The organism is Mesorhizobium sanjuanii (genome assembly GCF_002529485.1).
Lineage (GTDB): Bacteria > Pseudomonadota > Alphaproteobacteria > Rhizobiales > Rhizobiaceae > Mesorhizobium > Mesorhizobium sanjuanii.
On record NZ_NWQG01000091.1, the window covers coordinates 39397 to 63955 of the forward strand.

Consider the following 24559-nt stretch of genomic DNA (forward strand, 5'->3'; position numbering starts at 1 on the left):
GCCGGTACGGGAGGAGACGGCACCATGCGCGACATCACCGCCGACAACATCACCGAAGCCGTGCAGCAGGCCTGGGGCAACGCGCCCTATCCGCGCCTGCATCATTTACTGCAGCGGCTCACCCACCATGTCCATGCCTTTGTCCGCGAGGTCGGGCTGACGCATGAGGAATGGCTGGCGACGATCGATTTCCTGTGGCGCGCCGGTCAGATCAGCGACGACAAGCGCAATGAATTCGCGCTGCTCTCCGACGTCATGGGCGTGACCTCGCTGGTCGACCTTCTGAACGCGACACCGGGCGCCACCATCGGCAGTGTGCTTGGCCCCTTCTATTCGGATGACAGCCCGACGGTTCCCTTCGGCGCCGATCTGGTCAAGGGCAATGAAGGCACGACCGTGCTGCTTACCGGCATCGTGCGGGACACGGCCGGAAAGCCTATCCCCGGTGCGATCGTCGACATGTGGCAGACCGATGCGAAAGGCGAATACGCCACGCAGGACGCGGCCCAGGACGACGAGAATTTGCGCTGCAAGCAGGCCTGCGATGCCGAGGGCCGCTATGCCTTCACCACCGTCGAGCCGGCGCCCTATACGATCCCGATGGACGGTCCGGTCGGCGCCGTCGTGGCGGCGGCGGGCCGGTCGCCCTGGCGTCCGTCGCATTTCCACTTCATCGTCAGGGCCGAGCGCCACAAGCCGATCGTCACCGAGATCTTCTTCACCCATGACAAATTCGTCGACAACGACGCCGTCTTCGGCGTGCGCGAACCGCTGGTGAGAAGGCTGGACACCATGCGCGCCGGCGACACCGGCCCTCCCGGCCTTGAACGACGGCCGGACAAGCGGCTCGATTTCGATTTCACGCTGGTGCCGCTACAAGGCAATGGCTGATGGCGCAAGAGCCGCGCACTCTCATCCGCAACGCCATCGTGCTGTCCATGGACGACAGCGTCGGCGATTTCCTCGACGGCGACGTGCTTGTCGTCGGCGACCGGATCGCCGCCGTCGGGCAGAACCTGCCCGCCGAAGCGGCGGAGGTGATCGACGGGCGCGGGCGCATCGTCATTCCCGGCATCGTCAACGGCCATATGCATACATGGCAGACCGCTCTGCGCGGCCTCACCTCCAACATGACGCTGCTCGAATATTTCCGCTGGGTGCACCGAGGCCTGGCGACAGCCTTCCGGCCCGAGGACATTTACATTGCCACGCTTGCCGGGGCGATCGGTCAGATCAATGCCGGAGCAACCACGCTCGGCGACTGGTGTCACAACAATCCGACACCTGACCATACCGATGCCGCGGTCGAGGCGCTGTTCGAAAGCGGCATCCGCTCGGTCTTCCTGCACGGATCGCCGAAGCCCGATCCGAAACCCGGCCAGCCGCATTTTTCCGAAGTGCCGCATCCGCGCCACGAGATCGAGCGCCTGCTGCGCGACCGCTTCGGCGGCCGCGACCAGCTGGTGACGGTTGGGCTCGCAATCCTCGGCCCACATTACTCGACCATGGATGTCGCCCGCGCCGATTTCCGGCTGGCGCGCGAGCTTGGCATGGTCGCCTCGATGCATCAGGGCGGCGGCGAGGCCAGGACGCCGGGCGGCTGGGAGACGCTGGAAGGCGAAGGGCTGGTCGGACCCGGCATCAATGTGGTGCATGGCAACAATCTGAGCGACGAACAGATCAAGCGGTTCGTCGGCGCCGGCGTCTCCTTCACGGTGACGCCGGAGAACGAGATGACGCAAGGCCACGGCTTTCCCATCACGGGCCGGGTATTGGCGGCCGGCGGGCAGCCCTCCTTTGGCGTCGATATCGAATCGCTGGTTTCCACCGACATGTTCACGGTGGCGCGCATGGCGCTCGCCTGCCAGCGCTCGCTGGACAATGATCTGTCGCGCCGTACAACCGGCACGATCCCCGAAGCCTGCACTGTCTCTACCCGGGACGCGCTGCGCTGGATCACCCTGGAAGGCGCCAGGATGCTGGGGCTGGACGACCGGATCGGCTCGCTGACGCCCGGCAAACAGGCCGACATCACCATTTTGCGCGCCACGGACTGGAACATGTGGCCGGTTCACGATCCCTATTCGACCGTTATCATGCAGTCGAATGTCGGCAATGTGGAAACCGTGATGATCGCAGGCCAGTTCAGGAAGCGCGACGGAAAGCTGCTGTGGAACGATACGGGCCGCGTGAAACGCGACCTCGAGGCTTCGGGCAGACGCATCGTCTCTCAGCTCGGCATCCCGACGCAGTTGAACGGCTGAGACGCCGCGTCAGCTGGTCGCCGTTCAGGCGGCCGCCTTGTCCGCCGCTGTCCTAATCGCCTCGATGTTCGCCCGATAGGCTTCGACGCCGTCGCCCTTGAAGATGGCGGCACCGGCGACCAGCACGCTGGCGCCGGCGGCGGTGACCAGCGGAGCCGTTTCAGGCGAAACGCCGCCGTCGATCTCGATGCGGATCGGTCGTTCGCCGATCAGCGCCTTCACCCGCTTCACCTTGTCGACGATGGCCGGAATGAACGCCTGGCCGCCGAAGCCCGGATTGACGGTCATGATCAGGATCAGGTCGAGCCGATCGAGCACATATTCGACAGCACTTTCCGGCGTCGCCGGGTTGAGCGAGACGCCGGCCTTCTTGCCGAGATTCCTGATGGTCTGCAGCGAACGGTCGAGATGCGGCCCCGCCTCGGCGTGAACCGTCATGCCGTCGCAGCCGGCGTCGGCGAAGGCCGCCAGGTAAGGATCGGCCGGCGCGATCATCAGATGGCAATCGAAGAACGCCTTGGTGCGGTTGCGTATCGCCTTGATGACCGGCGGGCCGAAGGTGATGTTGGGCACGAAATGCCCGTCCATGACGTCGAGATGGATCCAGTCGGCGCCGGCCGCCGCCACCGCCTCGACCTCGTCGCCGAGCCTGGAGAAATCCGACGCCAGCACCGATGGCGCGATCAGGGTCTTCTTGCTCATGATGCGGCCTTTCCAGACGCCCCGCTTGCGGGCGCTTCGTCTGGATCGACTTGCTAGACCATGATCTGGAAAAGGGGAAGCCGGTTTGTCCCCGCCGCGATGACTTCAAATGTCGACAACCAGCCCCGCCGGATTGCTCCGGCGGGGACAGGTGCGGATAGTCAGTTCAATGTGCGCGCCGGATCCTGCTTCAGGGGAATCCGTTGCCTTTGCCTCGGCACAAGCTGCTGCAGGATGTTCGGGTTCAGGAGATTCGGATTGATCTCCACGCCCGGCCTCCTGCGGACCGGGGTGCAGTCCGGATAGCGTCCGACTGTCCCGACCGGACAGCGCCGCTTGGTGATCGGCTGGCATATGCCGTTGATCACCTGGCTGCCGGGCGCGCATTCCGCCCTGATCTTGCGGCAGGCGCCGCCGCGTACCTCGGTGCCGCGCGGGCAGACACATTCGCCGCGCTTGTTGTGCACCTGGCCCCGAATGGTGCACTGCTCCAGTTGAGGTTTCTTCTGCCGGCAGGCGCCGTTGCGGATCTCCGTACCCCTCGGGCAGACGCAATTGCCGTTGGTGTCGTTGATCTGGCCACGGATCGTGCACTGCTCAGGCTTCGACCGGACCGGCCGGCAGGCACCGTTGCGCACCTCAGTCCCTCTCGGGCAGACGCAATCGCCGTCCGCGTCGTGGACCTGACCGCGAATGGTGCACTGTTCCGGCTTCGGCTTGTCCCGCACACAGGCGCCGTTGTTGAGCTCCGTTCCACGCGGACAGATGCAGCGCCCGTCTTCCGTACGGATCTGGCCCTTGAGCAGGACGCAGAGTTTCGGCTCTTTCGGCGGGATGATGACGCCGCCGCCGGGCGAGCACTGGCCGTTGCGGAAGGTGGTGCCGGGCGGGCAGACGCACCGGCCGGCATCGTTCATGACGAAGCCCGCAGAGCATTCCTTCTTCACCTCGTTGCTGATGGTGAAGGGATGGCAGGCATAGGCTTTGCCACGATCACCCTGCACGTTGGCCTGATTGCCGGACAGTGCATCGCCGCCGCCTAGCACCCGTGTGTCGGGAGAGAGCACACCGACGCAGTTCTGGCCATTGACGGTGCCTTGCAGATTGGCCAGCCGGCCGTCGTCGGGAAGCACCACGGTCACGTTGTGAACGTGGCTTTCCCCGGCGCCGAGCGTCAGGTTGGCGATGCAGGACAAAGGCAACGTCGCCGGTTCCGGCGAGCAGCCAAAGGGCGGTTCGATCGAGGTGATCGCGACGCCTTCCAGCCGGCCGAGGCCTTCGATGCCGATCGCATCGCCGATGCGCACCGGACCGGAGAATGGGTTCGTCCCTTCGTTGGTGATGGTGATGTCGAACGAGCAGGGCTGGCCGGGCCGGCACTCGGCGTCGCCGGTTTTCTCGACGCGGATGGTGGACGTGCCGCCGCCCTTGGCGCAGGCCTTGCCTACGGGATAGACGATGTCGTCGCCTGGCGCCGGGCCGTAGGAGCCGCGTGCACAGTTCTCGAACTCGCCATTGCCGGCAACCGTCACGTCGAAGTGGCGGCTGGTTCCGGGCATCATCACGGCGCCGGGAATCTGGCACGACAGCGTGTTGGTCGGCACCGGTCCGCACGCCCATTCCGCGCCGTCGGGTGTGACGGTCTGGATCTGGACGGGCGCGCCGCCGGCCACCAGCGTAGCGGCATCGTTGACCCGCACCGGACCAGTGGGGGCGACAGTGCCGACGCTGGTGACGGTGATGCGGCAGGAAACCACTGCTGCACCCGCCAGCGCGCCGTTGCACACCTTGGTGATGCGCAGCGCCGGCTGGCCGCCATTGGGATGACGGATGCGTTCCTTGGCGCAGGCCCTGTTGTTGGTAAGGTCGTTCTCGCCGGGAATGGCCTTGACCTCGGCGCAGTTCTCCACCGTGTCCGGCCGATAGCCGGCCGGCAGCACCGCCTTGACGAAGATCGGCGTCGAGGCGCCAGGCATCAGCACGATGCCGGCATTGTCGCAGCGGAACTGGCCGGGGCCGTTGGGTCCGCATGTCCAGGGCGGGGTCGGGCCAAAGGTCGAGGATGCCGGCGCACCGCCGGGATAGGTGTCGATGACGGTCAACGGCCCGTTATGGGGGACGCTGCCATTGTTGATGATGTCGATCACGAAGGTGCAGACGCCATCGTCCGAGCAGAATTCGGTGCGGGCGCGCTTCTTCAGGATGAGATCGACCTTCTTCTCCACCGGCGGCCGGCAGTCGCGGTCGCCACGCCGGCAGATCGGGATCGAGGCGCAGCCGCGATCGTTCTGCTGGCTGCCGAACAGCGGCTTGCCGCTGGCCCCATAATTGTAGCTGGCGCAGTTGCGCAAGGCCCCGCCTTGCCAGCCGCCGGCCGGCTTGAAGCCGAGCTTGAGGTCGATGGAGGCGCCCGGATTGAGCGTGGTCACCGGATGGGTGCAACTCATCGGGGTTACTCCGGGCACGCAGACCCAGGGCGGGTTCGGCCCTGAGTCCAGCGTCGAACCGGCCGGCAGCGTCACCTCGTCGAGGACGATCTTGCCGTTATAGGGGCCGTCGCCGACATTGGTGACCCGGATGGTGAAGTCGCAACCGCCGGCCATCGTGCAACGCGTCACATCGGCGCGTTTTTCGACCTTGAGATCCGGTTCCCTGTCCTTGGGCGGGCACCTCTGGTCGCGCGGGATGACGATGTCGATGGTCTGCGTGCAGCACAGGCCCCAGCCTTCCTCCGGACCGGCATAGGTTTCGATACCGGTGACGATCAGGTGGATGATGTCTCCGGGCGAGGCGCCGACGATCTTCCAGTTGAGCACGCCGCCGCCCGCCGGCACCAGTTGCGCGCCGGGGATGATGGAGATGCCGGGGGTCGTGGTTGACAGCTGCACCCACTTGCCGCCCATCTCCGGGCCGACCGGCATATGGTAGATGAAGGCACCGCCGCCGGGCACGCAATCGACCGTGCCGCGTTCGACCTTGAAGCATTCCTTGCCGGGAGGTGGCGGCGGCGGGTTGCATTTGGTCAGGTCGATCCTGATCGAGGTCTTTTCGCCGGTCAGGAAATTGCCGTCGTCCGGTTTGCCCGGATCCTGCGACGGGATGATGGTCCCCGTGCCCGGTCCAACCGTCACTTTGATCATGCCCTGGTTATCGACCACGGCCGGTGCAGGGAACACCGCATGGTCGATCCTTGCGGTGATCTGGAAGGTGATGACGCGTTCGTTCGCGGCGCCGATACCATCGAGATCGCTGGCGGAGATCCGGAAGTCGGAAACTTCAGCCGTATCGTCGGGACTGGCCGAGCTGCTGATCGTGGCGGCGGGCAACGCTCCGCCGACGGCGTCCGTGCCGTCGCCGGAGGCATTCACGTTGACGATCTTCAAACCATGCGGAAGCTGGTCCTTGAAGTCGAGCTTCGCCTTTTTCAGCGCGGCCGCAAATGCCGGATTGGCAAAAGCTTGCGCATTGCCGCGCAGACCGAAACTAAGCGTGTAGAAGACATAATCGCAGCTTCTCTGGCCGCCCTTCTTGGTGAAGAAGGGCACGATCCGCCCGGGTTCGGGATTGACGACACGCGGATTGTCGAGTTCGAGCTTCGGCTCCGGGCCGGCGATCACGATCGAATCGGGATCGATCGGCTGCGGCTTGTCGATGTCGGCCTGGGCAGTCCTGACTGGCGCAATCTCGGCCGACGCAAGGTCCTCGGCGAAACCGTGCACCGGGGTGAGCATGGCGACCGCGATACCGGCCGCCATCAGCCAGCGCGCGCCGCGCCTGGCATATGACAGGGGTTTCATGATCGTCTCCATGACGGCTTTCTGAGTGTTCGTCGCGAGTGGGGACAGGGCAAGAATGTTCATCTTTCCCTCCCTCAACGTTCGCAACTGACGGCAGGCGTTCTGAGCGGCACGGTCATCTTGCAGCAAGGGTAATAGCCGCCCTTGTCGCGGTCGGACTGCCTGTAGAAGCAAAGCCCGACATCGACCGTATCGCCAGGGTAGTGGCCGGTGATGTTGACCGTGAAGGGAGAGCCGGGCGCACGCGACAGGGGTGCGCTCACCCCGACGCCAGGCGTCCTCGACTGCGCCTTGATCGAATCGCCGCCAAAGCCTGAATGGTCATGGAGATAGAGATCGGCCTCGAGGCCTGAGGGTGTGCAGAAATACCTGACATCCTCGACATCGAGACAGGGAGGCAGATTGCCGGGAGGCGGAAAATCCGGCGGATAGAAGGGTGGCAGATAGCCGCCTTGTATCTCGTCATAATAGCCGGCACGGCCTTCGCAGGGGCGCCAGACCTCGACATCGCCAACATGGCCTTCGACTTCCGGGTCTTCTAAATAGCCGTCGAAATCGACGAACCAGGAGCCGAAGGGCGGCACATTGGCCGGCTTGACCAGCGGTGTCGGCGTGATCTGAACACCGTGTACGGCGAGCGGCCCGCCAGCGGCGAGCTGTTCGGCCAATGCCGGATTGTCTCGCAGTTTGTCGCCCGTGTTGACCAGTGTGTCGGTGCAGACCGACGTGTCGAGATTGCCGTCGGCATCATAGCCATATTGCAGGTCGAGGCCGCCGGCCGATTGCCGGTTGCCTTCGGGGAAGCCGACCGCATATTCCTGCGGCATTTCCACCCAGACCGATTCCGTCGCCGGATCGTCCGGGCTTTCGCGCCAGTAGCGGATGACCTCGCCTTCGCCGGAATCGGCGAACTGGCTGTAGTCGTAGCGGTTTTCGACCGGGCCGCGCTGCGCCAGGTACATGAAGCCCTTGTTGTCGAAGGCGATGTCGGTGACGGCGTGGTTCTTGTCGGCCTTGACCGTCAGTTCCCAGCGCGGATCGCCGGCAAAACTGCCGTCGCGGGCAATGCCCACCGACCAGATCTCGGCTTTTTCGCCGACCGAATAGTAAAGCCTGCCGCCATGATAGGCGACGGACCAGACGCGGCGCTCGTCCTGCGTATAACCCCATGTGTCGGGGTCTTCGCTGTCGAAGGCGGCGCCCTCGATGTCCATCACCGAGCCGTCGTCGGCGACAGGGGCCAGCCCGTGCGCCGGGCGCCCGGCAACGCCATGGTCGAAAGTGTCGACCGGCGCGCCGTTGGCGTCGAGGCGGTGGATCTGGCCGGTGTCGAGGTCCGAGGCGAAGAACTGGCGATGGATGTTGTCGAAACTGATGTCGCCGATGCCGGGACCGCTGTTGGCGTCAAGATCGGCGAATTTGGAAACTGCGCCGGTGATGCCGTCGATCTTCCAGATCGTGCCGGGACCGCCGCCGTTTTCGGTGCCGAACTGGCCGTCCATGAAGGTGGCGCCGGCTGCACCGCGGCGCTGGCGCTCCGGCCGCCCGTCATTATCGGCGTCCGGTGTGACGATGCGGATGCCGTGCAGCGAGGTGGCTCCGGCATAGAGGTTCGGAATGCCTGATGGAACGCCATCGCGCACGCCGTCGTCATAGGTGATGGCGAACACGTGGCCGATCTGCCCGGCGGTCACCTCGAAAGGCGGCGGCGTGTAGACGAGCTGGCCCGAAGCCGGCCCGCCCAGCCCTGAAACGTCGAAAACGCGCAAGGTGGCGCGCACTGTGTCGATGAAGGTCTCGTCGACCGGATCGATGCCTGGCGGCAGGCCTTCCTCGAAATTGGGGATGATGGTGCCGGAAAATCCGGTCACCGCCATCGAACCAGGGTGGATGATCTGTGTTTCCTGCGCCAAGGCGGCAGCGCCAAGCCACAGGCTGGCGGCGATCGCCAGGATCCCGATGGCTTTATGCATGGCGCGGCGCAAGCGACCGGCGGGCACGAAGGTGCCGTATTCGCAAGACATGAAATTTCCCCCGCGGGCTGCGGGAGAAACATCCGGTCCGGCCGCGCAAATCAGGGCAAGGCGCGGGCTTCCGGCACGTTTTTCCCTGATCGAATTGCCTGCTTTGCCTACGATACGCCTGCACCTCGGCAGGGTCAACGCAATCAGCGGAAAGCCCAGCACATCGACGCCTTCCCGAAAGCGATGGCCGCGCCGGGCCCCTGTTGCTCCCGCAAACCGTGGAATCTCTGGTTTTCCAGTCATCGGGCTGTCCTTTCCGGGCCGCGCCATGCGGCGCCTGAGCATCAGTCGCGGACGGACGCGGAAAGGTTCATGGGGATGCTGTAGCAAAGGGTGATTGATGCCTTGCGCAGAGTGCTTGCGCGTTGCGCAGCCTGTTCTTATATACGCGCCAAGCCGTTCAGCGCCGGAATGCCGGTTGCTGGGAACGGAATTTCTTGTGAACAGGGGCTTTCGTCGGAACGCCTTACGGGTCCTGAGAGCCTGCTTAGCGGAGAGACTAGAAAAATGGCAAAAGTTATCGGTATCGATCTGGGAACGACCAACTCCTGTATCGCCATCATGGATGGCAAGGAGCCGAAGGTCATCGAGAATGCGGAAGGCGCGCGCACGACCCCTTCCATCGTCGCCATCAACAGCGATGGCGAGCGCCTTGTCGGCCAGCCGGCCAAGCGCCAGGCAGTCACCAATCCTGAAAACACCATCTTTGCGGTCAAGCGCCTGATCGGCCGCCGCTATGACGATCCGGTGACGGAAAAGGACAAGAAGCTTGTCCCCTACAAGATCGTCAAGGGCGACAATGGCGATGCCTGGGTCGAGGCCGGCGGCAAGAAGCAGTCGCCCAGCCAGATCTCGGCGATGATCCTGCAGAAGATGAAGGAAACGGCGGAGGCCTATCTCGGCGAGAAGGTCGAGAAGGCGGTCATTACCGTTCCGGCCTATTTCAACGACGCCCAGCGCCAGGCGACCAAGGACGCCGGCAAGATCGCCGGCCTCGAAGTGCTGCGCATCATCAACGAGCCGACCGCGGCTGCCCTTGCCTATGGCCTCGACAAGAAGGAAGGCAAGACCATCGCGGTCTATGACCTTGGCGGCGGCACGTTCGACATTTCCGTGCTGGAGATCGGCGACGGCGTCTTCGAGGTGAAGTCGACCAATGGCGACACCTTCCTCGGCGGCGAGGATTTCGACATGCGCCTGGTCGAATATCTGGCGGCCGAGTTCAAGAAGGAACAGGGCATAGACCTGAAGAACGACAAGCTAGCCCTGCAGCGCCTCAAGGAGGCAGCTGAAAAGGCCAAGATCGAGCTGTCGTCCACCACGCAGACCGAGATCAACCTGCCCTTCATCACTGCGGACGCCACCGGCCCCAAGCACCTTACGCTGAAGCTGACCCGGGCGAAGTTCGAAAGCCTGGTCGAGGATCTCGTCCAGCGCACCATCGAGCCCTGCAAGGCGGCGCTCAAGGATGCCGGCCTGAAGGCCGGCGAGATCGACGAGGTCGTCCTGGTCGGCGGCATGACCCGCATGCCCAAGATCCAGGAGATCGTGAAGCAGTTCTTCGGCAAGGAGCCGCACAAGGGCGTCAACCCGGATGAGGTTGTCGCATTGGGCGCCGCCATCCAGGCCGGCGTGCTGCAGGGCGATGTCAAGGACGTGCTGCTGCTCGACGTGACGCCGCTGTCGCTCGGCATCGAGACGCTGGGCGGTGTGTTCACGCGCCTCATCGAGCGCAACACGACGATCCCGACCAAGAAGAGCCAGGTATTCTCGACGGCGGAAGACAGCCAGTCGGCCGTGACCATCCGCGTTTTCCAGGGCGAGCGCGAAATGGCCGCCGACAACAAGGCGCTCGGCCAGTTCGACCTGGTCGGTATTCCGCCGGCACCGCGCGGCGTACCGCAGATCGAAGTCACCTTCGACATCGACGCCAACGGCATCGTCAACGTCTCGGCCAAGGACAAGGGCACCGGCAAGGAGCACCAGATCCGCATCCAGGCGTCCGGTGGTCTTTCGGATGCCGACATCGAGAAGATGGTGAAGGACGCCGAGGCCAATGCCGAGACCGACAAGAAGCGGCGCGCGCTGGTCGAGGCCCGCAACCAGGCCGAAGCGCTGGCGCATTCCTCGGAGAAGTCGCTGAAGGAATATGGCGACAAGGTCCCCGAGGCCGACCGCACGGCGATCGCCGACGCGATCGCGGCGCTGAAGACGGCTGCCGAAGGCGACGACGCGGCCGAGATCGAGGCCAAGACGCAGGCGCTCGCCGAAGTCTCGATGAAGCTCGGCCAGGCCATGTACGAGGCTTCGCAGAAGGAAGCCGCGGAAGCCGACGCCAAGGCGGACGCCGCCAAGGACTCGGACGTGGTCGATGCCGATTTCGAGGAAATCGACGAGGACGACGACAAGAAGAAGTCGGCCTGAGCCGTCTGACGGCAATTGAAGCAAAAGCCCGGCGCACAGCCGGGCTTTTTTGCAACCCTCGCCGAAAAAATGCGGCCCTTGTCGAAAAAATGCGGGCAACCCCTTCTCGACACTGGCATCCCGGCGCCATCGCACCTAAATCGAAGCAACGTGCCGGCAAACGACGCAAAGAGCCTAGAGACAAAGTGCCTAGAGACGTTGAGTATCCGGACTGCGGGAAAAGATGAAAGCTGATTTCTACGAAACGCTGGGCGTCGAGAAAGGCGCCGACGACAAGGAGCTGAAGAGCGCTTTCCGCAAGCTCGCCATGCAGTTCCATCCCGATCGCAATCCCGGCGACCATTCCTGCGAGCACAAGTTCAAGGAAATCAACGAGGCCTACGAGACGCTGAAGGATCCGCAGAAGCGCGCGGCCTATGATCGCTTCGGCCACGCCGCATTCGAACATGGCGGCATGAATGGCGGGGCGCAGGGCTTTGGCGCCGGCGGCTTCGCTGACATCTTCGAGGATATTTTCGGCGACATGATGGGCGGGCGCCAGCGCCGTTCGTCCGGCGGGCGTGAGCGCGGCGCCGATCTGCGCTACAACATGGAAATCACGCTGGAAGAGGCATTTGCCGGCAAGACCGCGCAGATCCACGTGCCGGCCTCGATCTCTTGCACTGAATGTTCCGGCAGCGGCGCCAAGCCGGGCACCCAGCCGGTCACCTGCTCGATGTGCAATGGCCATGGTAAGGTGCGGGCCACGCAAGGCTTCTTCTCGATCGAACGCACCTGTCCGCAATGCCAGGGGCGTGGCCAGACCATCAAGGAACCGTGCCCGAAATGCGCCGGCCAGGGCCGCGTCACCGAGGAGCGCTCGCTGTCGGTCAACATTCCGGCCGGTATCGAGGACGGCACCCGCATCCGGCTTGCCAATGAGGGCGAGGCCGGCCTGCGCGGCGGCCCGTCCGGCGATCTCTATATTTTCCTCGCGGTCAAGCCGCACGAATTCTTCCAGCGCGACGGCGCCGATCTCTATTGCAAGGTGCCGATCTCGATGACGACGGCCGCCCTTGGCGGCTCCTTTGAGGTGGCGACGCTGGATGGCACCCAGACCAAGGTGAAGGTGCCCGAGGGCACCCAGAATGGCCGCCAGTTCCGCCTCAAGGGCAAGGGCATGCCGGTGCTGCGCCAGCCGAATGTCGGCGATCTCTACATCCAGACCGCGGTCGAGACGCCGCAGAACCTGTCGCGCCGCCAGCGCGAGCTGCTGGAAGAGTTCGAGCAGCTTTCCTCGCAGGACAATTCGCCCCAGTCGAGCGGCTTTTTCGCCCGCATGAAGGACTTTTTCGAGGCCTTCGGCGAGCGCTGAAGCAATTCCAGCTGACAAGGTGTAGAGTACGCTTGCCCGCCCGGGCTTACCGAGCGTCATCAACATCTTATGCGGGCATTCGCCTTGCCTTGAACTGCTTAAATGCTAAGTAGCGTCCCGGGGGGAGCGTTCAGGAGAACTTGCATGTCACGTGGTCCCGGATTGCGAAAAGCGCTGGCGGAAAAGTTCGACGACGAACTGAAGTTCTTCAAGGGCTGGATCGACAAGCCGAAGGCGGTCGGTTCGATCGTGCCGACCAGTTCCATCACAGCCCGCAAGATGGCCTCGATCGTCAATCCGAAATCGGGTCTGCCGGTGCTCGAAGTCGGACCCGGAACCGGCGTCATCACCCGTGCCATCCTCGCCCATGGTGTGCTGCCTGAAAATCTCTATGCGGTTGAATATTCACCTGATTTCGTGCGCCATCTGCGCCGGCTCTATCCCGGCGTCAACGTCATCGAGGGCGACGCCTTCAATCTCGACGCCACGCTTGGCGACAAACGCAACATGGTGTTCGATTCGGTCGTTTCCGGCGTGCCGCTGCTCAATTTTCCGGTCGCCCAGCGCATCGCCTATATCGAAAGCCTGCTCGACCGTATCCCCGAAGGCCGCCCGGTCGTGCAGCTGACCTATGGCCCGCTGTCGCCGATCCCGCCCGGCCGCGGCGACTATACGGTCAAGCATTTCGACTTCATCATCCGCAACATCCCGCCGACGCAACTGTGGATATATCGAAGGGAGAGATAAGGGAGTAGGCAGTAGGGAATAGTCAGGAGCCGCCGACCTCCTACTGCCTATTCCCTACTGCCTACGCCCTTTGCGAAGCAATGTCCCTGATCCCGAAAATCCTCGTCTTCGCCGGATCGATCCGATCAGGCGCCTATAGCGGCAGGACCGCCGATGTGGCGCAGAAGGAACTTGCCATGCAGGGCGCCGAGGTGACCCGCATCTCGCTGGCCGACTATCCGCTGCCGATCCTGGACGAGGATCTGGAAAAGGAAAAGGGCATCCCTGAAAACGCCATGAAGCTCGGCCGGCTGATCGCCGCCCATGACGGCGTGCTGATCGCGACGCCCGAATATAATGGCTCCATTCCACCGCTGCTCAAGAACAGCATCGACTGGGTGAGCCGGGCGCGCCGGGATGGCAGTCGCTCGTTCAGGCCGCTTGGCGGCAAGGTCGCCGGCCTGTGCTCGTCTTCCAAAGGAAACTTTGCCGGGATACGCTGCATCAACCATCTGCGCGCCGTGCTGGTGCGTTGCCAGATGGAGGTGGTGACGCCGGAATGCTCGGTGCCGGAGGGCGGCAACGCCTTTGACGAAGCCGGGAATTTCAGGGATGAAAGACTGCACAAATCGATGGAGCACCTATGCCGCACGCTGATCGAAACCTCGCGCATGCTGTCCACCCGGATCGAGGCGTGATTGGCGCCGAAGACGCCATGCGCACCGGCACCATGCAGGACAGGCTGATCGTCGGCCTCGACGTGCCGACGCTTAAGGAGGCCGAGAAGGCGGTGCGTGAGCTCGACGGCGTCGTTTCCTTCTACAAGATCGGCTATCAGCTCGCCTTCGCCGGCGGCCTCGACTTCGCCCGCGAACTCGCCAGCGGCGGCACCAAGATCTTCCTCGACATGAAGCTGCTCGACATCGACAACACGGTCGCCAAGGGCGTCGAGGCAATCGTCAAGATGGGCATGACCATGCTGACGCTGCATGCCTATCCCAAGACGATGAAAGCGGCGGTCGAGGCCGCCAGGGGCAGCGATCTCTGCCTGCTTGCGGTTACCGTGCTGACCTCCATGGACGAGCAGGACGTGATCGACGCCGGCTATGAATACGATCCGCATACTCTGGTGCTGAGACGCTCCGAACAGGCGCTACATGCCGGCATGGGAGGCATCGTCTGCTCGGCCGAGGAAGCGGAAGCGGTGCGCCGGATCGTCGGGCCCAACATGGCCGTGGTAACGCCTGGGATACGGCCCAAGGGCAGCGACCATGGCGACCAGAAGCGCGTGGTGACGCCGCGCCAAGCGATCCGCAACGGCTCCAGCCATCTCGTCGTCGGCAGGCCGATCGTCGGCGCGGCCGACAGGCGGGCGGTCGCGGAAGCCATTCTTGAGGAAATGCGCTCCGCTTGAGTGCAACAGGACGTTCGGAGAAAAACATGCCCAAGGGATACTGGATCGCCCGCGTCGATGTGCGCGACGCCGAAGGCTACAAAGACTATGTCGCCGCCGCCAAGCTTGCCTTCGACCGTTTCGACGTGAAATTCCTGGCCCGCGGCGGCGAGCATGAAAAGGCCGAAGGCCCTGGCCGCGCCCGCAACGTGATCATCGAGTTTCCATCGCTCGCCGACGCGCATGACTGCTACCACTCGCCGGAATACCAGCGCGCCGTCGCGATCCGTCAGAAAGTCGCCGACGGCGAGATCGTGCTGGTCGAGGGGATATGATTTACGTCGGGGTCGCAGGCTGGTCTGGAGTTAGGCCCTGGTCGTTGGCGAGCGCCTCGGCCTGGTGTCGATGCCCCAGCATTTCGTAGCCAACGACCGTGACGGCGGGGGCGAGCATGAGAATGACGAGGCAAATCGCCATGTCGACGCCGGCAAGCGCCGCGAAAACGGCGAGTGCGACGACCGCCGCCGTCGCGACAAGCAGCCAAGCATGCAGGGGATCGAAGCGCGGTACGAGGTAGTAGTAGAGCGCATAGATCGATCCCAGGAAAACACCCACGGGAACGGCGGCGGTCAGCAGCGTCGCGAGCGGGCCGATGTGAGCCTTGTGCTCGATGAAATAGGCCGCGACATGGAGCCCGGCTCCGGTTGCGACGATGGCGGTTACAATCACCATCTGCCCATAACCCCAGACGAATGAGCGCTCGCGGTGGCTGTGAAGTATCCGGGCTGAAGGCAGTATGTAGTAGACCCACCACATCCCGAAGGTCAGCCCGGTGCCGGCGATGCAGACCAGCGCCGCATCCATGGTCCAGCCCTGTTCCTCGACCACGGCCGACAGCGTTGCGAGGGTGCCGACGACTCCCTCGCCCAGGGCAATGATGGCGAACAGGCTGTAGCGCTCCGCCATATGATGGGCGTGCCAGGGCGTGCCGCCATCCTTGCCTTCCGCTATCACCGGCCCCGCCAGTTCGATGACTGCGAGGATGCAGGCGAGTATGAGGCTCACGCCGACCGGAAAATCAACGACGATCTGCACCACCCAGCCGATCTGGGCGATCGAGACGGCGATGGCATAGGTCAGACAGGCCCGGCGCCGGACAGGATCCTGCCTGGCAGCGCGCAGCCACTGGAAGACCATGGCCAAGCGCATGATCACGTAACCCAGCACCATGATCGAATTGTCGAGGTGCTCGCCGTGTTCGATGGAGGCGAACATGCGCGGCAGGCCGATCGCCAGCACCAGCACGCCGATCATCTGCACCATGGTGACGAGGCGGAAGGCCCAGTCGTCGGTGTCATAGGCCGAGGAGAACCACGAGAAATTTATCCAGGCCCAGCAGACGGCAAAGCTGGCGAAGCCAAAGCCGAGCAGGCCTGCAAGGTAGTGGCCTTCAGCCAGCGCATGGGCGAGTTGGGAAGCGGCAAAGCTGAAAGCGGTGACGAAGGTCAGGTCGAACAGAAGTTCGAGCGGGGTCGCGGTCCTATGCCCCTCATATGGATCGCGTCCGCTCATGCGCCGGATATGATGGTGAAGGCTCTCGGACCTGACAGGCGTGGTGCTCATTGCGCGGCTTTCGCTGACGATGCCACGACAGTATAGGCCAAGCGAAACGCGTCAAGGCGCGGCTATCGCACTACCGGCGCGAGCCGTTCTGGTGGTCAGTCCGACAGTCGGCTAGCAGCGGTTTCGGCCATGGCATCCGCCAGGCTCAGGCCCCATTGCGTGCGGCAATAGGCGCGGAAATCGAAGCAGGGCAGGCCGGGGCAGACCTCGAATTCGATGAGGTGAACATGGTCGTCCGCCTCGACCCTGAAATCGATGGAAAACACATCGCGCAGGCCGAGCCCGGCCACCAGCCGCTCGGCGATGCGACGGATTGTTGCGGCGGCGCCCGGCTGGCTGTCGACAACCGACTCAAGCACCGGCTCCATATACTTTCCCGCCGCCTTGGCTGCCTCGCCGGTGTCGCCGTAGAGCGCCAGGCTGTCGGCCATGGTCTGGAAATCGCCACCTGAATCGACAAAGGCGATGCCGAGCGCCTCGACGCCAGTGTCCGGCTTCAGACCCAGAAAACTTGCGCGCACATTGCGGCCGGCGACATAGGGCTGGACGACGACATCGTCGCGGTAGGCGGCATGGACACGCCGGCTGAGTTCAAGCGCGTGGCCGGGATCGCTGCTACGCGAATCCGGCCAGATACCGATCTTGGCGCCGAGCCGGTTGGGCTTGACGAACCAGCCGGCTGGCGAGGCCGGCGGCTCGACCAGCCAGCGGCCGTCGCGGGCGAGGCCAGCCTGCGGCACCGGCAGACCGAGGGCGCCAAGCACGGCGCCGGCGCGGAACTTGTCCTGGCAAAGCGCGAACAGCGCATCGTCGGCGCCGATAGTTTTCAGGCCGTTCAGCCTCGCCAGAGCAGGTGCGGCGCCGCCGCGGAAATAGGCGATGCCGTCGGTCAGTGTCCAGACCAGCGTCGCCCTAGGGTCCTCGCCGGCGAGCGCGCTAGCGGCATTATCGAGCGCCACCGGGGCAAAGGACAGGTCGCGCTTCAGGCAGGCCGCCGTCAGCGCGTCGAATTTGGGCGCCATATCAGTCGATTGCGCCAGATAGGAGGCGATCTCGGCGGCGCGCTCCGGCAAATGGCCATCGGCGACCAGCCGATCTATGCAGGCCTTTTCCGGCTCATAGACGAGGATCAGCTTTGGCTTGCGGCTTGGCATGGGCTGGGCGATTCCTGGCGGCGCGATCGCCTACCATCGCATGGCTGATGTATCAGGCTTTCGCTGAACCGACACCGGCCGGACGCCCGCACGACAGCGGCGGCGATCAATCATCAGGCAATCAGCACGCGCGGTTCGAAGCGGCCATTGACCGGAATGTCGAGCAGAAATGTCATGCCGCCTTGCAGGTCGAGCAGGCGCTGTTTCTCATCCTTGCCCGACCAAGCGGAGGTGACCGCCAGCCGGTCGGCATTCCGGCCGACAAAGGCCGGACAGGACGGCTGCGTCACCGGCATGGCGACCGTACGGACAAGTTTGCCGTCGGGTGCGTAGGCCTCGATGACGCTGCCGCCCCAGACGGCGTTCCACAATATGCCGTCGCGGTCGAACACCGAGCCGTCGACATAACCCTTGGCCTTGCGGTGGTCGACGAAGACCTTCGGCTCGCCGACCGGCAGCCCGGTCGCCGGATCGCAGCCTACGCGCATCAAAAGGCCGGTCGAGGTGTCGGTGTAATGAGCGACCGTGCCATCCCCGGAAAAACAGATCGAGTTCGACACGGTGATGCCGGAATAGAGTTGCCGCAACTCGCCCTTGAAAAACCAGTAGATCGAGCCGGCGCCCTTTTCCTCGCCCTTGCCCATCGTGCCGACCCAGAAGGCGCCGCAGGGGTGGACGCGGGAATCGTTCGAGCGGGTGACAGCATTATCGGCCTCGATCGGCGTGTGCAGCGTCAGCTTGCCGGTCGCGGCATCGCGGACATGGAGGCCTGTCTCGGTGGCGATGAGCTGGCGATGCTCGTCGATGATGGCAATGGCGCTGGCCATCTGGCCAAGGTCGTGGGCGGTGGTCGCACCACCGGACAAGCTTTTTTCCAGAAGCTGGCCGTTGATGATGTCGAACCAGTAGAGCGTATCGGTGGCCGGGTCGTAGCTCGGCCCCTCGCCAAGCTGGCAGACATGATCGGAAAAGACGGAAACGATGGTCTCGGTCATGGCGCTGCTCCAAACGCCGCATCCCAGGCCGCGACGGCAGCGCGCGCCCGTGTCGCCACCTCATCGACGCTCATGCCAGGCTTGAACAGGCTTGAACCAAGACCGAAGACGCTGACCCCGGCCGCCTTGTAGCCGGCAAAGTCCTTTTCCGAGACACCGCCGACCGCACCGACAAGCGTCCTGGCCGGCAAGACCGCGCGCATCGCAGCGATGCCGGCGGCGCCAAGCACGCTGGCCGGAAAGAATTTCAGCGCCGAGGCTCCTAGCCGGATGGCCTGGAACGCCTCGGTGGGCGTGAATACGCCGGGCATCGTCACCATGTCATATTTCATCGCGCGATCCATCACTTCGGCGTCGATGTTGGGGCTGACCAGCAGCCGCCCGCCAGCCTTGTGCAAGCCATCGACATCGGCCGTGCTCAGCACCGTGCCGGCACCGACCACGGCCGCCGGGGGAAGCGCCTTGACGAGACTGGCGATCGAGACAAAGGGCTCAGGCGAATTGAGCGGCACTTCGATGGCTTCGATACCGGCCGCGAAGATCGTCTGGCCGACAGCCACCGCCTCGTCCGGCCCGAGGCCGCGCAGAATGGCGACGAGGCCGCGCCCAAGCTTCGGAAAAGGTGCGGTCTCGGTCATGCGGCAACTCCACTTGCGGCGATCATGCCATTTTCGCGCGCCGCCTCGACCAGGCCGACGCGCACTGCCTCGTCGGCATCGACGGTCCTGAGTCCAAACCCGGCGAGGCCGAGCGCTTCGGCATAGAGCGCGCCGAGCCCGCCGGACGCGATCAGCACGATTGGCTCGGCGCTCTTCCCATAGCGGCGGCTGGCCGAGGCGATCTCGCCGCCGATCAGCAGACCGGACAGGCAAGCGGCGGCATCGTCGGCTTTCAGGTCCTGCAGCAGGCCGGCGGCGCGGATCGCAAACAGTCTCGATGCGACATCGCCGCCTTCGGCAAGCGCGCGCTCGCACCAGCGCCGGAAGAACGGATTGTCCGACGTGACCGGACCGGGCTGCTCGCCCAGCGAATGGCGCAGGATCGAATGCGCCGCCAGCACCGAATAAAGCTCGCCGGTCGGCCAGGTGCCGAAACCGGCGACCGAACCGTCCTCGACGACGACCCATTTCGAATGGGTGCCCGGCATGCAGACGAGATGGCGGCCCTTTGCCGGCAAACCGGCGCCGGCAAGCTGCGTTTCCTCGCCACGCATCACGTCGGGCGCATCGATGTCGCGCTGGGCGAGGCCGGGCACGATGCGGATGTCGCGGCGCTGGCCGGGAATGCGGGCTGCCTCCGCCAGGATGGCGCCGATCGGGGCCGGCACGGTGACGTAAGGCGCCTCCAGCCAGCCCTGGCGCGAGCCGGCCATGCCGCAGATGATGACGGGCAGCGACGCCGGGGCGCCCATGGCGGCGAGGTGGCCTTCGAGCACGGTCGAAAAGCCCTTTTCGCGCGCGGTGATCAGCCCGTCGTCGCCACGGCGTTCGGCAAGCACCGTGCCGGCACTGTCAAGCAGCCAAGCCCTGAGACGGGTGGTGCCCCAGTCGACCGCCGCGACCGCCGGAGCGTTGCTCGCAGTCCCTGGCCTCACAGGTAACCCCCGTCGACGATCAGCGTCTGCGCCGTCAGCATGCGCGAGGCATCCGAGGCCAGGAACAGCACCGTGCCGACGAGGTCGTCGGCCTGCATGACGTCCTTGATGCACTGTTTGGCGACATGGGCGGCGAGCCCCTCTTCGGTGACCCAGAGCTCTCTCTGCCGCTCGGTGATGACCCAGCCCGGCGCAACGGCGTTGACGCGGATGCGATCGGCGCCGAGATTGCCGGCAAGACCCTTGGTCAGGCCGACAATGCCGGCCTTGGCAGCAGTATAGGCCGGCATGTCGGGGAAATTCATCAGAAACGACGTCGAGGTGAAGTTGATGATCGATCCGCCGCCAGCCCGCTTCATGCCCGGCACCACCGCCTGCGCGGTGAAGAAATGGGGGCGCAGATTGATCGCTTGGTTGTTGTCCCAGAATTCCACGGTGACGTCTTCCACGGCATGGCGATCGTCAAGCGCGGCATTGTTGACCAGCACGGTGACATCGCCATGCGCCTCAACCGCCTTGGCGACAGAGGCGCGCAGCGCCTCGATGTCGCGCAGATCGGCCTTGAGATAGAGCGGCCGGCCGAACTCCTTTTCGATGCGGTCGGCCAGTGCCAGGCTCGGACGCTCGGCGATGTCGATGAAGGCGACCTTCGCGCCCTGACGGGCAAAACCCTCGGTCAAGGCGGCGCCGATGCCGGAACCACCGCCGGTGATCAGCACCGAAGCCCCTTCAAGGTCAACAAAACGCGCCGATGGCATCATTTTTCTCTCCCGATCCAAGCCCTGTCCGGCCGGCGCGCATCCTATCCAGCCCGGTCTAGGGAGCAAGGGCGAAAAAGCAGATTCGCTGGCTTGTCTTTATGCAAGTCGTTATCGCAAAACCGCTGCGCACCCTCGGGTCAAGCCCGCGGGCATGCTTTTGCGCGACATGCATTAGGTCTGACAGGACCGTCGCGCCGCGCCGCCCAGTCGTCAGGCCACTGTTGCGCGCATCTCGCTGCGAAACATATCCCTGATATAGGCGAGTGTGGCGTCGGCATCGGCCGGCCGGCCGAACAGGAACCCCTGCCCGCCGGCACAGCCTAACTGGATAAGACGCTGGGCCTGCGCCTCGTCCTCGATGCCTTCGGCGACCACATCCATGCCGAGCCCTTCGCACATGGCCAGAATCGCCCGGATGATGTGTTCCGACGGGCGGTCGTCGAGAATGGAGGCGACGAAGGCGCGGTCGATCTTGAGCTTGTCGAAATGGAATTCGCGCAGCCGCCCGAGCGAGGACTGGCCGGTGCCGAAATCGTCAAGCGAGACACGGATGCCGACGCGGCGCAGGTCCTCGACGATCTTCTCGGCGGACGCCGGATCGTTCATCAGGCCGGTTTCGGTGATCTCGATCTCCAGCCGGCGCGGATCGAAGCCGGTGCGGTCGAGGATCGACAATATGTGCAGGCCGGTGTTCTGGTCGACGAGCTGCGACGGCGACAGGTTGAAGGACAGGAACAAGTCTTTCGGCCAGGTTCTGGCCGCCTCGGCGGCCTTGCGCAACACAAGCTGCGACAGGGGACCGATGATGCCGCGTTCCTCGGCGATCGGGATGAAAACCGTGGGCGAGACCGAACCCAGATCGCGATCGGTCCAGCGCGCCAGCGTCTCAAAGCCGATGGCGCGGCGGGTCCTGAGATCGACGATGGGCTGGAAATGAGGCTCGACCTCGCCGGCCGAAACCGCGCGGCGCAGCGCCTGCTCGATGCGGGTGACGCGCTTGGCCGCCTCTTCCATCTCTCTGCTATAGACGACAACCCGCCCGCGGCCCGAACGCTTGGCATGGTAGAGCGCCGTCTCGGCCTTGCTGACCAGGATCTCGGTGGTCTCGTCGCCCGAATAAAACAGCGAGCAGCCGACCGAGGCCGAAAGCCTGGCGGTGCGTTCGCCGACATCGTAGGGCGCCGAGAGGATCTCGATCAGCATGCGCGATCTTGCGGCGACCGCCTCTTCGCTGAACACCATCGGATAGAGAAAGGCGTATTCGTCGGCGCCGATGCGGCAGACGGTGGAGTAGCTGTCCATCGAAGCGCGCAGCCGCATTGCCACCTGGACCAATATATCGTCGCCGGCCTTATGCCCGAACAGGTCGTTGATCGGCTTGAAACCGTCGAGATCGAGGATGCCGACGGCGAACGGCGCCGGATCGTCGGCGCGGTCGCTGATCAGGCGATCGACCTTGTCGAAGAAGCGGCGATGATTGCCCAGCCCAGTCAGCGGATCGGTGAAGGCCTGATCCGTGCTGTCCCTGCCTGTTTGCCCGGTGCCAAACGGAGTTTGCATCGGTGTCCCTGTCTTCAAGCCGGAATAAATTCCGACACTGGCAGCAAACACTGGCAGCAAACCGTTTAGGAAACGTATCCCTGCGCCAAACGAAGCGTGCGTCATAAGAGCTCTGGCCAATTGGCAGAAGGCGCCGAGTTCCGTATATGGCTGTCATCTAAGCTGGAGACCTGCCGTGAAGCTGAAAGTCGCCGTCCAGATGGACCATGTCTCCACCGTCTCGATTGCCGGCGACTCCTCGTTCGCGCTGTCGCTGGAGGCGCAGCGGCGCGGCCATCAGCTGTTTCACTACACGCCCGACCGGCTGTCGATGCGCGACGGCAAGGTGTTCGCGCGCATCGAGGAAATGAAAGTCCGCGACGAGAAGGGCAATCACTATTCGCTGGGCGAAGAAGTGCGCACCGACCTGTCCGAGATGGACGTCGTGCTGCTCAGGCAGGATCCGCCTTTCGACATGAACTACATCACCACCACGCACATCCTCGAGCGCATCCATCCCAAGACGCTGGTGGTCAACGATCCGGCCTGGGTGCGCAACAGCCCGGAAAAGATATTCGTCACCGAATTTCCCGACCTGATGCCGGAAACGCTGATCACCAAGGATCCCGTGGAAGTCGCCGCCTTCCGCAAGGAGTTCGGCGACATCATCGTCAAGCCGCTCTACGGCAATGGCGGCGCCGGCATCTTCCATCTGCACGAAGCCGACCGCAACCTGGCCTCGCTGCTCGAAATGTTCGGCCAGATGTTCCGCGAGCCCTATATCGTGCAGCGCTATCTCGAGGACGTGCGCAAGGGCGACAAGCGCATCATCCTGATCGACGGCGAGGCGGTCGGCGCCATCAACCGGGTGCCGGCCGAGCACGATTCGCGCTCCAACATGCATGTCGGCGGCCGCGCCGAGAAAACCGAGCTGACGGAACGCGAGCGCGAAATCTGCGCCCGCATCGGTCCGTCGCTGAAAGAGCGCGGTTTTATCCTGGTCGGCATCGACGTGATCGGCGACTACATGACCGAGATCAACGTGACCTCGCCGACCGGCCTGCGCGAGGTCCTGCGTTTTGGCGGCGCCGATATCGCTGGGCTGTTCTGGGATTGTGTCGAGGGCAAGCGGAAGTAATTGCTCTTGCGCCGCCGAACGCGATGCTCCGTTGTTCCCGTAATGTTCTTGCCTAAGTTCGAAATCTGTGGTTGTCTGCGGTGACGCCGTTCGCGGCATGATCGCATGGGCTTCGGGCGAGCCCGTATCCGGGGGCAGATTAAATGGTGGCGCGGGTTCGCACGGTGGCTTTCCAGGGTATCGAGGCCGTGCCGGTCGACGTGCAGGTGATGATCGCGCCGGGCAAGGTCGGCATGCATATTGTCGGCCTGGCCGACAAGGCGGTGGCCGAAAGCCGCGAGCGGGTGCAGGCGGCGTTGCATGCGTCGGGCCTGTCGATGCCGTCGAAGAAGGTGACCGTCAATCTGGCGCCGGCCGATCTGCCCAAGGAAGGCAGCCATTACGATCTGCCGATCGCGCTTGGGCTGATGGCGGCACTTGGCGCCATTCCGGGCGACATGCTGGCCGCCTATGTCGTGCTTGGCGAATTGTCGCTGGATGGCACCATCGCCGCCGTGGCCGGGGCGCTGCCGGCGGCGATCGGCGCCAATGCCGAGGGCAAGGGCCTGATCTGCCCGTTCGCCTGCGGGCCGGAAGCGGCCTGGGCCGGCAAGGAATTCGACATACTGGCGCCGCGCAGCCTGATTGCGATCGCCAACCATTTTCGCGGCACGCAGGTGCTGTCCAGGCCCGAAGCCGGCATCAAGCTGGCGCCACGCGACCTGCCCGACCTCTCCGATATCAAGGGCCAGGAGAGCGCCAAGCGGGCGCTGGAAGTGGCTGCGGCCGGCGGGCATAATCTGCTGATGGTCGGCCCGCCCGGCTCGGGCAAATCGATGCTGGCGCAGCGGCTGCCGTCGATCCTGCCGCCGCTGGCGCCGAAGGAGCTTCTGGAAGTGTCGATGATCGCCTCGGTCGCCGGCGAGCTCGGCGAGGGCAAGCTGACCGACCGGCGGCCGTTCCGCGCCCCGCACCATTCGGCCTCGATGGCGGCGATGGTCGGCGGCGGCTTGCGGGTGCGGCCGGGCGAGGCGTCGCTTGCCCATCACGGCGTGCTGTTCCTCGACGAATTCCCGGAATTCTCGCCGCAGA

Annotated in this window: 19 protein-coding genes and 1 pseudogene; 10 read left to right on the top strand and 10 right to left on the bottom strand. The window is 64.4% G+C overall.

What is annotated here, in order from left to right:
• Positions 1-24 precede the first annotated feature (24 nt).
• On the top strand, positions 25-891 hold the full coding sequence (locus tag CN311_RS15485) for a dioxygenase family protein (RefSeq protein WP_097574661.1): 867 nt from the start codon (positions 25-27) through the stop codon (positions 889-891).
• The gene (locus CN311_RS15490) at positions 891-2264 is read left to right on the top strand and encodes an amidohydrolase family protein (RefSeq protein WP_097574662.1); all 1374 of its coding nucleotides are present in this window, start codon (positions 891-893) and stop codon (positions 2262-2264) included. The genes CN311_RS15485 and CN311_RS15490 overlap by 1 nt, the downstream gene beginning before the upstream one ends.
• Before the next feature lie 24 nt (positions 2265-2288).
• Here CN311_RS15490 and rpe read toward each other — a convergent pair whose 3' ends face one another.
• The 3 genes and pseudogenes from rpe to CN311_RS15505 form a co-directional block, all read right to left on the bottom strand.
• Entirely contained in the window at positions 2289-2966 is a 678-nt protein-coding gene (gene rpe, locus CN311_RS15495; RefSeq protein WP_097574663.1) for a ribulose-phosphate 3-epimerase, read from the bottom strand.
• Positions 2967-3283: 317 nt separating this feature from the next.
• Positions 3284-6826: pseudogene (locus CN311_RS15500) on the bottom strand (DUF7929 domain-containing protein); the annotation flags it as partial.
• Between the two features lie 11 nt (positions 6827-6837).
• Positions 6838-8787, bottom strand: coding sequence for a hypothetical protein (locus tag CN311_RS15505; protein WP_097574665.1), 1950 nt, complete (start codon positions 8785-8787; stop codon positions 6838-6840).
• Positions 8788-9294: 507 nt separating this feature from the next.
• Here CN311_RS15505 and dnaK point away from each other — a divergent pair.
• The 6 genes from dnaK (at position 9295) to CN311_RS15535 (ending at position 15019) form a co-directional block, all read left to right on the top strand.
• Entirely contained in the window at positions 9295-11211 is a 1917-nt protein-coding gene (gene dnaK / locus CN311_RS15510) for a molecular chaperone DnaK (RefSeq protein ID WP_097574666.1), read from the top strand.
• Between the two features lie 223 nt (positions 11212-11434).
• Positions 11435-12565, top strand: a complete 1131-nt coding sequence (gene dnaJ / locus CN311_RS15515; RefSeq protein WP_097574667.1) for a molecular chaperone DnaJ — start codon at positions 11435-11437, stop codon at positions 12563-12565.
• A 144-nt stretch (positions 12566-12709) separates the two neighbouring features.
• The gene (gene pmtA / locus CN311_RS15520) at positions 12710-13312 is read left to right on the top strand and encodes a phospholipid N-methyltransferase PmtA (RefSeq protein ID WP_097574668.1); all 603 of its coding nucleotides are present in this window, start codon (positions 12710-12712) and stop codon (positions 13310-13312) included.
• Between the two features lie 80 nt (positions 13313-13392).
• Positions 13393-13989, top strand: a complete 597-nt coding sequence (locus tag CN311_RS15525) for an NADPH-dependent FMN reductase (RefSeq protein WP_097574669.1) — start codon at positions 13393-13395, stop codon at positions 13987-13989.
• A gap of 17 nt (positions 13990-14006) precedes the next feature.
• Entirely contained in the window at positions 14007-14705 is a 699-nt protein-coding gene (gene pyrF / locus CN311_RS15530) for an orotidine-5'-phosphate decarboxylase (protein WP_097574682.1), read from the top strand.
• Between the two features lie 26 nt (positions 14706-14731).
• The gene (locus CN311_RS15535; RefSeq protein ID WP_097574670.1) at positions 14732-15019 is read left to right on the top strand and encodes a DUF1330 domain-containing protein; all 288 of its coding nucleotides are present in this window, start codon (positions 14732-14734) and stop codon (positions 15017-15019) included.
• Between the two features lies 1 nt (position 15020).
• On the opposite strand, the gene CN311_RS15540 is transcribed toward CN311_RS15535, so the two are convergent.
• From CN311_RS15540 to CN311_RS15570, 7 genes are all read right to left on the bottom strand, one after another.
• Positions 15021-16307, bottom strand: coding sequence for a low temperature requirement protein A (locus CN311_RS15540; RefSeq protein WP_208866501.1), 1287 nt, complete (start codon positions 16305-16307; stop codon positions 15021-15023).
• Between the two features lie 95 nt (positions 16308-16402).
• On the bottom strand, positions 16403-17461 hold the full coding sequence (locus CN311_RS15545) for a D-alanine--D-alanine ligase family protein (RefSeq protein ID WP_097574672.1): 1059 nt from the start codon (positions 17459-17461) through the stop codon (positions 16403-16405).
• Positions 17462-17574: 113 nt separating this feature from the next.
• Positions 17575-18456 (bottom strand): SMP-30/gluconolactonase/LRE family protein, encoded by an 882-nt coding sequence (locus CN311_RS15550; RefSeq protein WP_097574673.1) that lies wholly within the window; start codon positions 18454-18456, stop codon positions 17575-17577.
• The gene (locus tag CN311_RS15555) at positions 18453-19094 is read right to left on the bottom strand and encodes a 2-dehydro-3-deoxy-6-phosphogalactonate aldolase (RefSeq protein ID WP_097574674.1); all 642 of its coding nucleotides are present in this window, start codon (positions 19092-19094) and stop codon (positions 18453-18455) included. Before CN311_RS15555 ends, CN311_RS15550 begins: the two co-directional genes overlap by 4 nt.
• Positions 19091-20050, bottom strand: a complete 960-nt coding sequence (locus tag CN311_RS15560) for a 2-dehydro-3-deoxygalactonokinase (protein ID WP_097574675.1) — start codon at positions 20048-20050, stop codon at positions 19091-19093. Before CN311_RS15560 ends, CN311_RS15555 begins: the two co-directional genes overlap by 4 nt.
• A complete protein-coding gene (locus CN311_RS15565) occupies positions 20047-20811 on the bottom strand; it encodes an SDR family NAD(P)-dependent oxidoreductase (RefSeq protein WP_097574676.1) in 765 nt (254 codons plus the stop codon). Before CN311_RS15565 ends, CN311_RS15560 begins: the two co-directional genes overlap by 4 nt.
• Positions 20812-21021: 210 nt before the next feature.
• A complete protein-coding gene (locus CN311_RS15570) occupies positions 21022-22371 on the bottom strand; it encodes a putative bifunctional diguanylate cyclase/phosphodiesterase (protein ID WP_097574677.1) in 1350 nt (449 codons plus the stop codon).
• 175 nt (positions 22372-22546) lie between these two features.
• Between CN311_RS15570 and gshB the strand changes: the two genes are divergently transcribed.
• Both gshB and CN311_RS15580 read left to right on the top strand, forming a co-directional pair.
• Complete coding sequence (gene gshB / locus CN311_RS15575) at positions 22547-23488, top strand: glutathione synthase (protein ID WP_097574678.1); 942 nt, start codon at positions 22547-22549, stop codon at positions 23486-23488.
• 143 nt (positions 23489-23631) lie between these two features.
• The coding region (locus CN311_RS15580; protein WP_133117182.1) for a YifB family Mg chelatase-like AAA ATPase at positions 23632-24559 on the top strand (928 nt) is incomplete at its 3' end.